General features: G+C 35.8%; 16 protein-coding genes. 10 read left to right on the forward strand and 6 right to left on the reverse strand.

What is annotated here, in order from left to right; translation table 11 throughout:
* Positions 1 to 13: 13 nt before the first annotated feature.
* The 9 genes from NSCAC_RS07780 (at position 14) to NSCAC_RS07820 (ending at position 6,794) form a co-directional block, all read left to right on the forward strand.
* Entirely contained in the window at positions 14 to 532 is a 519-nt protein-coding gene (locus tag NSCAC_RS07780; RefSeq protein ID WP_197744242.1) for an HPr kinase/phosphorylase, read from the forward strand.
* 43 nt (positions 533 to 575) lie between these two features.
* Positions 576 to 1,421, forward strand: a complete 846-nt coding sequence (rapZ, locus tag NSCAC_RS07785; protein WP_197744243.1) for an RNase adapter RapZ — start codon at positions 576 to 578, stop codon at positions 1,419 to 1,421.
* Positions 1,418 to 1,804 carry a PTS sugar transporter subunit IIA gene (locus NSCAC_RS07790; protein WP_197744244.1) on the forward strand — a complete coding sequence of 129 codons (387 nt, stop codon included), beginning with the start codon at positions 1,418 to 1,420 and terminating at the stop codon, positions 1,802 to 1,804. Before rapZ ends, NSCAC_RS07790 begins: the two co-directional genes overlap by 4 nt.
* 19 nt (positions 1,805 to 1,823) lie before the next feature.
* Positions 1,824 to 2,093 carry an HPr family phosphocarrier protein gene (locus tag NSCAC_RS07795; protein ID WP_197744245.1) on the forward strand — a complete coding sequence of 90 codons (270 nt, stop codon included), beginning with the start codon at positions 1,824 to 1,826 and terminating at the stop codon, positions 2,091 to 2,093.
* Between the two features lie 45 nt (positions 2,094 to 2,138).
* Positions 2,139 to 3,899, forward strand: coding sequence for a phosphoenolpyruvate--protein phosphotransferase (gene ptsP / locus NSCAC_RS07800; protein ID WP_197744246.1), 1,761 nt, complete (start codon positions 2,139 to 2,141; stop codon positions 3,897 to 3,899).
* Positions 3,900 to 4,251: 352 nt separating this feature from the next.
* Complete coding sequence (locus NSCAC_RS07805; RefSeq protein WP_197744247.1) at positions 4,252 to 4,812, forward strand: hypothetical protein; 561 nt, start codon at positions 4,252 to 4,254, stop codon at positions 4,810 to 4,812.
* A gap of 113 nt (positions 4,813 to 4,925) precedes the next feature.
* Positions 4,926 to 5,405, forward strand: a complete 480-nt coding sequence (locus NSCAC_RS07810) for a CHRD domain-containing protein (RefSeq protein ID WP_197744248.1) — start codon at positions 4,926 to 4,928, stop codon at positions 5,403 to 5,405.
* Between the two features lie 24 nt (positions 5,406 to 5,429).
* Positions 5,430 to 6,503, forward strand: coding sequence for a chorismate synthase (gene aroC / locus NSCAC_RS07815; protein WP_197744249.1), 1,074 nt, complete (start codon positions 5,430 to 5,432; stop codon positions 6,501 to 6,503).
* Positions 6,504 to 6,596: 93 nt separating this feature from the next.
* Positions 6,597 to 6,794 carry a hypothetical protein gene (locus tag NSCAC_RS07820; RefSeq protein ID WP_197744250.1) on the forward strand — a complete coding sequence of 66 codons (198 nt, stop codon included), beginning with the start codon at positions 6,597 to 6,599 and terminating at the stop codon, positions 6,792 to 6,794.
* A gap of 38 nt (positions 6,795 to 6,832) precedes the next feature.
* Here NSCAC_RS07820 and hemE read toward each other — a convergent pair whose 3' ends face one another.
* From hemE to NSCAC_RS07850, 6 genes are read right to left on the reverse strand one after another with little or no spacing between them, the layout of a single operon-like run.
* Positions 6,833 to 7,900 (reverse strand): uroporphyrinogen decarboxylase, encoded by a 1,068-nt coding sequence (hemE, locus tag NSCAC_RS07825; protein ID WP_197744251.1) that lies wholly within the window; start codon positions 7,898 to 7,900, stop codon positions 6,833 to 6,835.
* 54 nt (positions 7,901 to 7,954) lie between these two features.
* The gene (gene purE / locus NSCAC_RS07830) at positions 7,955 to 8,443 is read right to left on the reverse strand and encodes a 5-(carboxyamino)imidazole ribonucleotide mutase (protein WP_197744252.1); all 489 of its coding nucleotides are present in this window, start codon (positions 8,441 to 8,443) and stop codon (positions 7,955 to 7,957) included.
* Positions 8,444 to 8,474: 31 nt separating this feature from the next.
* Positions 8,475 to 10,805, reverse strand: a complete 2,331-nt coding sequence (locus NSCAC_RS07835; protein ID WP_197744253.1) for a DNA topoisomerase I — start codon at positions 10,803 to 10,805, stop codon at positions 8,475 to 8,477.
* A gap of 49 nt (positions 10,806 to 10,854) precedes the next feature.
* The gene (locus NSCAC_RS07840; RefSeq protein ID WP_197744254.1) at positions 10,855 to 11,337 is read right to left on the reverse strand and encodes a Smg family protein; all 483 of its coding nucleotides are present in this window, start codon (positions 11,335 to 11,337) and stop codon (positions 10,855 to 10,857) included.
* Complete coding sequence (dprA, locus tag NSCAC_RS07845) at positions 11,334 to 12,464, reverse strand: DNA-processing protein DprA (RefSeq protein WP_197744255.1); 1,131 nt, start codon at positions 12,462 to 12,464, stop codon at positions 11,334 to 11,336. The genes NSCAC_RS07840 and dprA overlap by 4 nt, the downstream gene beginning before the upstream one ends.
* 10 nt (positions 12,465 to 12,474) lie before the next feature.
* Complete coding sequence (locus NSCAC_RS07850) at positions 12,475 to 13,329, reverse strand: peptidoglycan-binding protein (RefSeq protein ID WP_197744256.1); 855 nt, start codon at positions 13,327 to 13,329, stop codon at positions 12,475 to 12,477.
* Between the two features lie 73 nt (positions 13,330 to 13,402).
* Here NSCAC_RS07850 and def point away from each other — a divergent pair, with 73 nt between their 5' ends.
* On the forward strand, positions 13,403 to 13,906 hold the full coding sequence (gene def / locus NSCAC_RS07855) for a peptide deformylase (protein WP_197744257.1): 504 nt from the start codon (positions 13,403 to 13,405) through the stop codon (positions 13,904 to 13,906).
* Positions 13,907 to 13,912 lie beyond the last annotated feature (6 nt).

A 13,912-nucleotide genomic window follows, 5' to 3' on the forward strand; every position in this document is an offset into this window, starting at 1 on the left:
ATTATTTAGGTTCATGAATCTAACTACTAATAGTATTATGACTCATGGCGTGTTGCTTGTTATGTTTAACCTAGGAGTACTCCTTACAGGAGAGAGTCGAGTAGGTAAAAGTAGTGTTGCCTTAGAATTAATTCAACGAGGTCATCACTTAATTGCTGATGATGTACCTATTTTTCATAAAGACAGCGATAACCAAAAATTAATAGGTAGCTGTTCCCCCATTTTACAAGATTTTCTTGAAATACCAGGTTTGGGTGTTGTTAATATTAGAAAAATATACGGGGAGCAAGCTATTATTTTTGAACACGTTCTTGATTTTGTAATCCATTTAGATATGGACGAAGAGATAGAACCCCTTAGCCGTAATTTAGGAAAATGGGAGCAACTTGGTATTTCAGTTACCCAACTTACGCTACCTATTACAGAGCGATTACCATTAGCTTCAATAATAGAAATTGCTGTTCAAGATTATCAATTATGTCAAAATGGCTATGATTCACTTTTAGAACTAGAGCAGCGTCAGTGTATATAGCATACTTTGAAAAACTAAGCATCGCTAATAAGTATAGGCTTTTATGAAATTACAAATTATTAGCGGGGTATCTGGATCAGGAAAAAGTATTGTTCTCCATTTCTTAGAGGATCAGGGTTATTATTGCGTAGATAATCTGCCGGTTGATCTACTCCCTCACTTTGTAGAAAACATGGATTGGAATAATCCTCACATTCATGGAGCTGTTAGCATTGATGTGCGTAATTTTTCTCATGAACTGGCACATCTTCCTCATATTTTAGAACAAATTAAAAAAATGGGAGTAAAGTACTCCATTATCTTTCTTGATGCAGATGATGCGACCTTACTAAAGCGTTTTAGCGAAACTCGTCGTAAACATCCCTTAAGTGATATTCCTTTAACCAAAGCTATTCAGCATGAGCGAAATTTACTTACAGTAATTACGCAAAGGGCAGATATTAAGATTGATACGACTAATACAAATATATACCAGCTTCAACACCTCATTAATATATATATAGCAAATGATCGAACAACGGAAATGTCACTATTATTTCAATCCTTTGGATATAAACATGGTGTTCCGCTGGATGCAGATTTTATGTTTGATGTGCGTTGTCTACCTAACCCATACTGGGAGCCACATTTACGCTCTTTAACGGGACAAGATAAAAGTGTGATTTCTTATCTTGAGAATCATAAAACAGTACTTCAGATGAAAGAACACTTAATCTATTTTTTACAACAATGGTTAGTAGAATTTAAAAAAACAAATCGTAGCTATCTAACAGTAAGTATTGGTTGTACTGGAGGGCAGCATCGATCGGTTTACTTAGTAGAACAGCTTAAAATACATTTTCAACCCATTCATAGCCATGTAATTTGCTATCATCGGGATTTAATATGATGGTAAGTATATTACTAATCACTCATGATAATATTGGTTTAGCTTTACTTGATAGCGTGAGTGATGTATTAGAGCATCGTCCACAACAACTGGAGTTGTTACGTGTTACTCGTGCATCCAATTTAGATACATTACAAGCACAAGCTCAATCCTTAGTAAACAGTTTACTAAATAGGGGAGATGGAGTACTTATTTTAACCGACATGTATGGATCTACACCTAGTAATATTGCTTGCCGTTTGGTAAAAAAGAATCATATACAAGTCGTATCTGGGTTAAATCTACCCATGCTCATTCGAGTACTTAACTATCCTGAATTAAGCTTAGATGAGCTAACAGATAAAGCAGTCAGTGGTGGAGCGCAAGGAATTTTGCGTATGTAGCTAATCAGGAAAAATAAAAATGCTAAAGGATAACATAACTATTATTAATAAGAGAGGATTACATGCACGAGCTGCAGCTAAATTAGTTACTTTAGCTTCCCGATTTAAAAGTAAAGTCACTATTAAATACAATGAAAAAGAGGCAAATGGTAAAAGTATTATGGGGATTATGATGCTAGCTGCATCTCAAGGAGTTTGCTTACAAATTAGTATCTCTGGTACTGATGAAGAACAGGCCCTTACCCAAATTAAAGATCTTATTAATAATCGCTTTGATGAGGGCGAATGAAAAATAAAAAATTTAACCTAAATAGATTATATCTAGGCAAGTACTATGGCACTTGAATTACATGGTATTGGTGCTTCCCGAGGAATTAGTATAGGAAAATCCTATCTTTTAGTACAAGATAAACCTAAAGTTAGTAAATACACACTTGCTCCTCCACTTCTCGATCAAGAGGTACAAAGATATCAAACTGCGTTAGCTGCGGCTAAAAATCAACTACATAGTATTTTAGAAAAAATCCCTGAGAGTATCTCTACTGATATTACTGCCTTTATTCACATGCGGTTACTTATGCTTGAGGATAAAGCGTTTACAACTGCTCCAATTCAAATTATACAAACAGAGCACTGTAATGCCGAGTGGGCATTAAAATTACAGGGTGATATTTTAACGAACGCCTTCAATGAGATGGAAGATGCTTATCTCAGAGATCGCAAAAGCGATATCAATCATATTATTAACCGCATTTTGCATATTCTCATCAATCCAGATAATTATGGTTATGATTATCTTACCCGGCAACTTAAAGATTGTATTGTACTTGCTAATGACTTAACTCTATCTGAAGTTATTTTGATGCAGCAGCAAGAAATTGCAGGGTTTGTCACTGAGCACGGTGGCCACAACTCCCATTTAAGTATTCTTGCCCGTAGCTTAGGTATTCCCGCTATTGTTGGTTTACAAGGTGCACAGGATTATATACAAGATAATGAATTAATTATCATTGATGGTGAGCAAGGTATATTACTGGCAGGTGCACAAGATCTGCTTATTCAAAAATCTCAAGAAAGGAAAATTGCTTGCCAAAAGCGGCTTATTGCACTTAATAAGCTTAGAAATCAGCGAGCTATCACCCTAGAAGGGACGACCATTAATTTACAGGCAAACATTGAACTACCTGAAGAGCTACCCTTAGTGACTCAAGCAGGAGCGGAAGGTATAGGGCTTTATCGCACAGAATTCTTATATATTAACCGTACTTCACTTCCCGATGAAGAAGAACAATTAGAAGCTTATACTCGGGTCATTCATGCTTTAAATGGATCGCCAGTTACTATTCGTACCATTGATTTAGGTGCAGATAAAACAGTAGATGAGCATGCTATTTCCGCTCCGATATCCACTAGTTCTTTAGGGTTACGTGCTATTCGCCTTTGTCTACGAGAGCCCAGTATTTTCCGTCCTCAACTTAGGGCTATTCTCCGAGCTTCAGCTTATGGTCCCGTACAGTTATTATTACCTATGGTATGTACTTTACAAGAAGTAAAGCAAACCATAGCATTACTTAGAGAATGCAAACAAGAGCTAAAACGGCAAGGATTAAAGTATGATCCTAATTTACCTATTGGCGCAATGATCGAGATTCCTTCTGCTGCTATTTGTGCAGATATCTTTGCTGAGCATCTGGATTTTCTCTCTATTGGTACCAATGATCTTATTCAATACACACTGGCAATTGATCGAATTGACAATGAGGTAAATTATCTCTACACGCCTTTACACCCAGCGGTACTACAGCTTATTTATCGTACAATTTCTGCGGGGAAGAAGAGAAATATAAATGTTTCTATGTGTGGAGAGATGGCAGGTGATATGCATTATACTCGTCTACTTCTTGCTCTGGGGTTAAGAACTTTTAGTATGCACCCTTCCTCTCTGCTGGAAGTAAAACAAATTATAGCAAAGAGTAACCAACAGGAACTGTCAAAAGTTACTCAGCAAATCCTGAATTGCCATGAGTACTCTGAAATACAAATGCTATTGGAACATCTTAATAAAGATTTAATTGCTCAATCACTTATTTCATAAATAAATTAGCAATTATAAAAAAATGTGAATAATTCATTTAGTTATACAGAGATCAAACTTTATATAATACCTTTTAGGCAAAAAATATTTGTTTAAGTAAAAATTTAAATTTGTAATTCTACTAGTCCTAGTCTTTAATTCTATCTATATGAAATATTTTTTAAATAAAAAACTTACAACTGCTCGATTTACTGTTTACCAAAAGTGTGGTGCTTAATTTAATCTATGAATAGGCTATCTTTTGATTGCTTTAATTTTAAGATCTTTCCATTTTTGGTGTGTGTAGGTGGTAAGTATTATATAATCTCCGATTTATTCTTTGGTGAAATATAAGAGTAGATCTAGCCTAACAATGAAAATCAGTATTCTACCTATTTTTAGCTGGGCTTTTATAATCACTATCCTATGGATAGGCTTTATTCTAGCTATTAGTTTTTTTGAAACCCCATTAAAATTCTATGCTCTACTGCTTACTGTACCAGCTGCTATTCAGATTGAATATGTTCTATTCCATGCACTGAATTTAGTTGAAATTATATTTGCAGCAGTAGTAATCGGAGCTGCTTATTGCGGAGAGGGATCTAAAAAAACGACTTCTCTAACAATAAGTATCGCTATTTTGCTAACTATTCAAACTGCTTTTTTGTTTTTTTTGTTAGATCCAAAAACTTTGGCTATGGTACATGGCATAGAAGCCATGACAAGTCCTTATCATATTGTGCACATGGTTATTGCGGGACAAATTATTCGAATGATCACTTTACCCGCTCATCATATTATGTACATCATAATAGAACTAGTTAAAGTAGTATTGCTAGTAGCGCTGGCTTTTAGCCAGATTCAAGATCTAAGAGATAAAATAAATCAAATTATTAAAGATGAGATTGAAAAAGCTAGCCATTCTGCATGGTAGATCAGCTTATATTATTAGCTAATCTATATTATATTTTTTGTCAATTATGCACTTATACAGTTTTTATTAAAAATTATATTGCGTAATATATAAAAAATATAATAGGAGATAATATGAAAGGGTTATGTGTATTATTGGGACCTATCTTTAATATTGCATTCATTGGATTTTTATTAATACTGAGCATAAATTTAACTTTAGTTTCACAAGCACAGTCAGCGACTAAAAAAGATCTTACCCCTAGTCCAGGAGATAAAATTTTTAAATTCTTTTTGAGCAGCGATCAAGAAGTACCTACAAATAATAGTCAAGTAGCTTATTGCACAGCACTTTTAAAGAAAAATCAAATTACCTTTACAGTCACCTGTAATCATAATGTTACAAGTCCAACCGTTGCTCACATACATAAATCTCCCCCGGAGACAGATAGAAGCATTATAGTAATGCCATTTGAGACTGCTGAAAATCCTATAGAACAAACATTTACCCTAACTCAAAATATAACCAATGAGTTACTTTCAGGTAATCTTTATATTAATGTACACTCAATAAAGTTTCCAAATGGGGAAATTAGAGGTCAGATTAAAAACTAATAAACTGGTAGTGCTTAGATATTAATGGCTGGCAATACGATAGGTAAGCTTTTTACCGTAACTACTTTTGGCGAAAGTCATGGTCTTGCTTTAGGGTGTATTGTTGATGGTTGCCCTCCCAAGCTTGATCTATGCGAAGTAGATATACAAATAGATCTGGATCGTCGCCGTCCTGGCACATCTCGCCATACTACCCAGCGTCGTGAATTAGACGAAGTTAAAATTCTTTCAGGAGTATTTGAAGGAAAAACGACTGGCACTCCAATTGGTCTTATGGTAGAAAATACCGATCAACGCTCTAGGGATTACGAAAAAATCAAAGATCTCATTCGCCCTGGGCATGCGGATTACACTTATTGGCATAAATATGGAATTCGAGATTATCGAGGTGGTGGGCGATCTTCAGCTCGTGAAACAGTCATGCGTGTAGCTGCAGGAGCAATTGCTAAAAAGTATTTGGCTAACCAGCATAATATACAAATTCGAGGTTATTTAGCTCAATTAGGTCCAATTAAGGCAGAGAAAATTAGTTGGGAAGTTATCGAACAAAATTCCTTTTTTTTTCCAGATTCAGAGAAAATTTCTCAATTAGAAGCATACATGGATTCCTTACGTAAAGAAGGTAATTCCATTGGTGCTCGAATAAATATTGTAGCTACGGGTGTTCCTTCAGGTCTTGGGGAACCTATCTTTGATCGGCTAGATGCAGACCTTGCCCATGGATTAATGAGTATTAATGCAGTAAAAGGGGTAGAAATTGGATCTGGCTTTGATGTAGTTACTCAAAAAGGAACGGAACATCGGGATCCTATTACACCTAATGGTTTTTTAAGTAACCATGCAGGAGGAATTTTAGGTGGAATTTCTACAGGCCAAGATATTATTGCTAGTATTGCTTTAAAACCTACTTCTAGCCTTAGATTACCTGAACAAAGCATTAATACCCATAATGAACCAGTAGAAGTAGCTACTACAGGGCGCCATGATCCCTGTGTTGGTATTCGTGCCACTCCAATTGCTGAAGCTATGGTAGCCATTATTTTAATGGATCATCTGTTAAGGCATCGTGGGCAAAATAGCACTAAGGTATTAGGGTAGCTATCCATCACCACCATCATCTTTAATTCCAACTAACATATTTCACCACTAAGGATTCTCTATTAAGAGTTCAATTCTAGGAGATTACCCATCATGCTGTACTATTTTTTACTTTTTTATTTGTTTTTTGCTGTACTTATGTATTTCATAGCTAAGAGAAAAGGACAAGATCCTATATTTTGGGCAGGTTTAGGACTTTTTTTTGGTCCGCTTGCACTACTTTTCCAGCTATTTTCAAAGAATATTGCTGAAGCCTATAGAAAATTAGCTAAGAATAAATTTTGGGCTTAATTTATAAAACATTATCCCCTCTCGTAAGAGAGGGGTAGCTAAAACGAGTGATAAGGTTGACTTAATTCATGAACTGTATCGACAAGATAGGCAACTTTTTCTGGATCAATAGTAGGATGAATGCCATGGCCTAAGTTAAACACATGACCATTACCAGATCCGTAATCCTTTAAAATACTTGCTACTTCTTGATGAATTCGCTCCTTTGAAGCATATAGCACACAGGGATCCATATTGCCTTGCAAGGCTATTTTTTGTCCTACTTGAGCTCTTGTTTTAGCTAAAGATATAGTCCAATCTAGGCCTAAAGCGTCACAGTCAGAATTTATCATTTGATCTATCCACAAGCCACCCCCTTTAGTAAATAAAATAATCGGTATCCTACACCCTTCATTCTCTCGGGTTAGTCCTTGAATAATTCGGGACATATAAGATAAAGAGAATTCTAAATAATCTCTATTACTTAAAGTTCCCCCCCAAGTATCAAAAATCATGACAGCCTGAGCACCTGCTGCTATTTGAGCATTAAGATAAGAAGTAACAGATTGAGCAAGGGTATGTAGTAAATGATGGAGCAATTTAGATTGATCAAATAATAGACTTTTAATTAAGGTAAACTCCCTGCTCGATTCTCCTTCTACCATATAACACGCTAAAGTCCACGGACTTCCAGAAAAACCAATCAGCGGTACTTTACCGTCTAATTCTTGGCGAGTAAGTCTAATGGCATCCATTACATAACGAAGTTCTGTTTCTGGATCGGGTACACTTAAAGCATGAATTTGACTTTCTGTTCTTACAGGTCGTTCAAAACAAGGACCTTTACCTTCAGTAAAATATAAACCCAATCCCATAGCATTTGGAATTGTTAAAATATCAGAAAAAATAATTGCACCATCTAAATTAAAGCGGCGAATAGGTTGTACTGTTACTTCACAAGCAAGTTCTGGGGTAGTACACATAGTTAAAAAATTGCCTGCTTTTGCTCTAACTTCACGATACTCGGGAAGGTAACGCCCTGCTTGTCTCATAATCCATATAGGAGTTTTATCAACAGGTTGCCTCAGTAAGGCACGTAGTAAGCGATCATTTTTTAACACAGTCATTGGTAGAATTTTTTCCTAAATTAATATTCTATAGTTTTCTAACTATATATTGGGTTATAAACTATTTGCTTTATCTAATATAGATTGAGCCATTGCTTGCCGATCAGTAGCTAACCGTTTAGCAAGATCTGTATCATTAAGGCTTAAAATTTGTGCCGCTAAATAAGCTGCATTTTTTGCTCCAGCTTTATCAATGGCAACACAAGCAACAGGAACACCTCCGGGCATCTGCACTGTAGATAATAAGGCATCCATACCATTGAGAGGGCCTCCCGCCATAGGTACACCAATAACAGGTTTTAGGGTATTTGCAGCTACTGCACCAGCAAGATGGGCTGCTAATCCTGCCGCCGCAATAAACACTCCACATCCTCGCTTATCTGCTTCTTTTACATAGGAAGCAGTAGCTTCTGGAGTCCGATGAGCAGAAGTGATCCGTACCTCAAAAGGGACAGTTAAAGTTTTTAGTATATCTAAGGTAGATTCCATAACAGGTAGATCAGAATCTGCCCCCATCAGTACAGCAACAAAAGGAAGGGACATTTAATTATTCTCCTTTGAACATGATAGTAGATTATTTTTTCGCTTTTTTAGAGCGGCTGGTTTTTGGCTTTTCAAGTGCTTGTGCAAGGAGATCTTGTATTGCAGCTAAGGTAAGCTCTTCAGCACTCTGATCTTTAGGAATTCTGGCATTATTCTTTCCGTCAGTAGCATAAGGACCATAACGCCCATTAAGAATTTGAATACTTGCTTCTGGAAAAGATTTAATGACTTTCTTAGCGTCAGCCAATTTTTTCTCTTCTATCAAATCCAAAGCCTGATCTAAAGTGATGGTATAGGGATCCTCTCTACCAATAGAGATATATTTTGAATCATATTTAACATAAGGACCAAAACGACCGATACTAGCAATCACTGTATCTCCATCAGGGGTCATACCTAACTCTCTAGGTAATTTAAATAATTCTATAGCTTCCTCTAAAGTAATCGTTTCAATTTTTTGATTAGGTCGTAATCCTGCAAATTTTGGTTTCTCCTCACTTTCCTTAGATCCAATCTGTACATAAGGACCATAGCGTCCCATTCGAGCAGATACTGGATTCCCGCTTTTTGGGTCAATCCCTAATTCTCGGGCTTGGATAGCTTCCTCTCGGCTGACACTCTGTTCTTTTTGCTGAATTTGGTTATAAAATGGTTCCCAAAATTTCTCTAAAATAGGAATCCAATCTTTTTCAGCTCGAGAAATCGCATCTAAGTCATCCTCTAGACGAGCAGTAAAATCATAATCAACATAAGGATTAAAATGCTCGGTAAGGAAGTGATTGACTACCTTTCCTACATCAGTAGGATGAAAGCGTTTATTTTCTAGAATTGTGTACTCTCGCTGTTGTAGCGTAGAAATAATGGTAGCATAAGTAGAAGGTCTTCCAATACCGTATTCTTCTAGGGTTTTTACTAAACTTGCTTCAGAATATCGAGGTGGCGGTTCAGTAAAATGCTGTTCAGGTCTAATTTGTATTAAATTAACTTTATCTCCCTCTTTTAAAGGAGGAAGAATTTTTTGTCCTTCTTCTTTTAAATCATCTTTTTTTTCTTGATAAACTATCATATAACCAAGATAAGCAATCGTAGTACCAGTTGCACGAAATATATTTTCGTTTTCACCGTCTTTAGATATGGTTTGTGTACTAAGATTTATAGCTACCATATCGATTAGAGCAGGATTCATCTGACAGGCAATAGTTCGCCTCCAAATAAGCTCATAGAGCTTAAATTGTTCAGGCTTTAAATAAGTTTTTACAGATTCTGGGGTTCGATATGCTGAAGTAGGACGGATAGCCTCATGGGCTTCTTGAGCATTTTTAGCTTGAGTCTTAAATACTCTTGGTTGGTTTGGTAAATCATTTTTACCGAAATGTTGCGTAATAAAACTACGTAATTCTTCTATAGCTTCTTGGGCTAAATTCACTGAATCTGTACGCATATAAGTAATTAACCCTACAGCACCTTCCTCGATGTTAATTCCTTCGTAAAGTTGCTGGGCAATACTCATAGTATATTTTGCAGAAAATCCTAGTTGACGAGAGGATTCTTGCTGTAAAGTAGAGGTAATAAAGGGAGCAGTAGGGTTGCGACGACGCTGTTTTTTCTCAACCTTTGTTACATAGAGTTTTCCTTGAGCTATTTGAGTAAGATGATTTACTATTTCTTGAGCTTGAGTATCATTTTCTATATCAAATTGCTTCAGTCGCTTTCCACTAAGATAAGCTAATTTAGCAATAAATTTTTCCTTATTTGATTCTACGTCTGCTTCAAGAGTCCAGTACTCTCGAATCTTGAAATTTTCTATTTCTTGCTCTCGTTCGCAAACTAGCCTCAGTGCAGGACTCTGTACTCGCCCTGCAGATAGCCCCCGGTGAATTTTTTTCCAAAGTAAAGGAGAAAGATTAAATCCTACTAAATAATCCAAAGCGCGGCGAGCTTGCTGCGCATTAACTAAGTCAATAGAAATATCCCGAGGATGAGCAATGGCTTCCTTGACTGCGTTTTTAGTAATTTCATAAAATACTACCCTTTTAGTCGTTTTATTAGCCAGTAATTTTTTATTTTTAAGCAGCTCAAGTAAATGCCAAGAAATAGCTTCTCCCTCTCGATCCGGGTCAGTTGCAAGAAAAAGGGTATCTGCAGTTTCTAAGGCTTTACCAATCGCATTGACATAGCGGCTATTTTTTTCAATTTCTTGGTATTTCATCATAAATCCATTCTCTGGATCTACTGCACCTTTCTTAGGAATAAGATCTCGTACATGACCATAAGAAGCCATAACTTCAAAATCTTTTCCTAGATACTTTTTTATTGTCTTAGCTTTAGCAGGCGACTCTACAATGATTAAATTCTTACTCAAAATGTAACTACTATAATCAAAAATACTTTTTTATAACTATACTCAGTGTTTAATGCAGTGGATAATCAATACCATCAAAAATAAAATCTTCGATCCATGGATTGATAGATTCTCCTTTAGGCTGATGGGAAAGTACCATAAGAATAACCCACTTTAATTGATCTAAAGAAAATTCCTCTGATCCTAATTCCATCACTCGATCAATAACTAATTCTCGAGTCATAGGATCTAAAATACCCACTTGTTCAAGTAGTAATAAAAATCCTTGGCATTCAGAATTAAGTTTTTTTTGCTCTTCTGGAGTGAAAATCCGAATCGAAATACTTTCTACTAAAAGTTGCTTAGATTCTTCATTGTACTGGGGTACTACTAATCTCTCTAGCCAATTAAATGCCTTATCGATTTCAGTATGGTGAAAACCAGCTTGAGCTAATTCTATAGAAAGGGATTCCTTATTAAGCTGCTGTCCAGCTTCATTATCTATATGTTGTTGAAATAAATACACAAGGATATTAAATATACTCTCTTTCATAACTGATCTCCTCGATCGCAGCGAATATAACACCCTCCAGGTAATGCAGTAATAAAGCCCTGTAACTCTAGCATTAATAGTATGGAGGAAAGTTCCTCTACAGTTAACTGGCATCGCTCAACTAGAACATCTATAGGTAAAGGATCATACCCTAAATTATTTAAGACGTTTCTATATTCTGACTCTATATTTTGTAGATTCTCATTATTAGAAGAATCTAAATATGACTGATTATTAGCTGCAATAAAACCTACTAAGGATTTTACTTCATCTATAATATCTTGAGCAGTTTCTACTAATTTAGCACCTTCTCGAATTAGCTGATGACATCCTTTAGATAAAGGATTATGAATAGAACCAGGAATAGCAAACACTTCTCTGCCCTGTTCAGCAGCAAGCCGGGCGGTAATCAGTGATCCGCTCTGGGTGGCAGCTTCAATTACTAAAATTCCTAAACTTAATCCACTAATAATTCGATTACGTCGTGGAAAATTTTGAGCGAGGGGTGGAGTGCCAATAGAAAACTCTGATATAAGTGCTCCATTCTCTCTAATCTTTTGAGCTAAATCTCGATTACGAGCAGGATATACTCTATCTAAACCAGTACCAACTATAGCAATAGTAGGTAGGTTACTAGCAAGAGAGCCTTGGTGTGCTGCCGTATCTATACCAACTGCTAATCCACTACTAATCAACAACCCCGACCTTGATAAAGAATAGGCAAACTGATGTGCTGTTTCTTTACCATTTGGTGAAGGGTTACGACTACCTACAATTCCCAATTGTGGTAGTGAAAGTAATTCTGGATTGCCCTCAATAAATAACACAGGGGGTGGATCAGCAATTTCCTTTAATAAAGGAGGATAATCTTTATCAGCTAGGGTCAATATATAACGATTAGGCTGTTGCTCTACCCATTCTAAGTCTCTAGTCACTCCTTCCCAATCCGGTTTATGTAAGGAGTGTAGTATTTTAGCACTCAGGTCAGAGAGTTTATCTAAATTTGAAAAAACTGTAGCAGGCGTACTATATTTCTCTAATATATATGAGAAATTTTTATTACCAATCCCTGGAGTGCGGTATAGTGCTAGCCAATAAGCTAATTCTTGAGTTAAATCAACTGCCAAAATTGTTAAATTATAAAGTACGCACGATATCGTAAATATTAATAGGTAACTCTGTTCGAAGTATTAATCCGTAACTAATATGATTAAAAGTGCGAAAAACTATCATTTCTCCTGCATATTTATTAGGTAGTTTAATTCTATTTTGTTCAGGTGGAGAATGGTAGATATCATATACTATATCTCCTCTTTGATATACAGAAAGTACTGTCCCAGGATCTATACCGTCTTTTAACCCTAAATTAAGTACAAGCACTTGATGTTCATCAACTTGAGAAATCCCCCCTACAATTGCAATAATTTTTCCCTCCAAGGGAATTGATAGTTGATGGGGAGATAAGTCATTAAATTCATTGCTTATGGGTAACAGGTAATCTCCTACCAAAATCTCTTCCCTAGTATTAAGAACACTGAGAATAGCAGTATCACCAAATTGTTTTATTCGTGCACTTGCAATGTATATTGCTTGATAGCCTAATATTTCATCAGGATCATCTGGATTTAAATAAATTTCTCCTTTTCGGTAGATACCGTAATTTCTAATATTGGTGCTTTGTACATTTTGAGCATAGATTTCATCGCCAGTACTTGATATTAAGTGTTCTCTACTGCCAGAGATAATATAGGGTGCATGAATAATGGTGCTTTTACTTACTATTTTATGATGTAATAAAGATTGTCGAAGCGATTTCAGTGATTCAGTGGAAATACTACTATATAGTTCAAGGGATCGGCTTTGCGGGGAAATTTTATGTATTGGAAGGGGTGGATGCTCTGAGGTTGTTTCTTCGGCTAAGGTAGGATTTCTCCATACTGTAAATACCAGGGCGTACATATACAGCAAGGTAACAAGTAATTTTTTTCTCATTATTTATTGTATTTAATAAAGCACTAGTAGTACTTTAATATTTATTAGCTAATATCATTTTATATTAATACTTATGGCAATGCTTAATATACTACACTACCCTGATTCAAGACTACGGCGTATTGCTGAACCTGTTGCCACTATAGATAAGTCTATCCAAAAATTAGCAGAAGACATGTTAGATACTATGTACGAAGCACCAGGTGTTGGACTTGCTGCACCTCAAGTAAATGTAACTAAACAAATTATCGTTATTGATATTACTGAAGATAAATCCAATCCATTAATATTTATTAATCCAGAAATTATTGATCGCCAGGGATCTGCTGAAAATGAAGAGGGGTGTTTATCTATCCCTAATATTTTTGAAACTGTGACACGTGCTGAAGAAATTACGGTACGCTATTTAAACCAATATGGGAAATCCCAAGAACTCCACGCAAAAAATTTACTAGCCACTTGTATTCAACACGAAATAGATCACTTAAGTGGCAAATTATTTATTGATTACCTCTCTAAACTAAAAGTTAGCCGCATTCGAAAGAAAATAGAAAAACAACATAGCCGAGCTATATAAGTAAAT

Origin of the sequence: Candidatus Nitrosacidococcus tergens (genome assembly GCF_902810445.1) — a bacterium.
In the GTDB taxonomy this organism is placed as follows: Bacteria; Pseudomonadota; Gammaproteobacteria; order Nitrosococcales; family Nitrosococcaceae; genus Nitrosacidococcus; species Nitrosacidococcus tergens.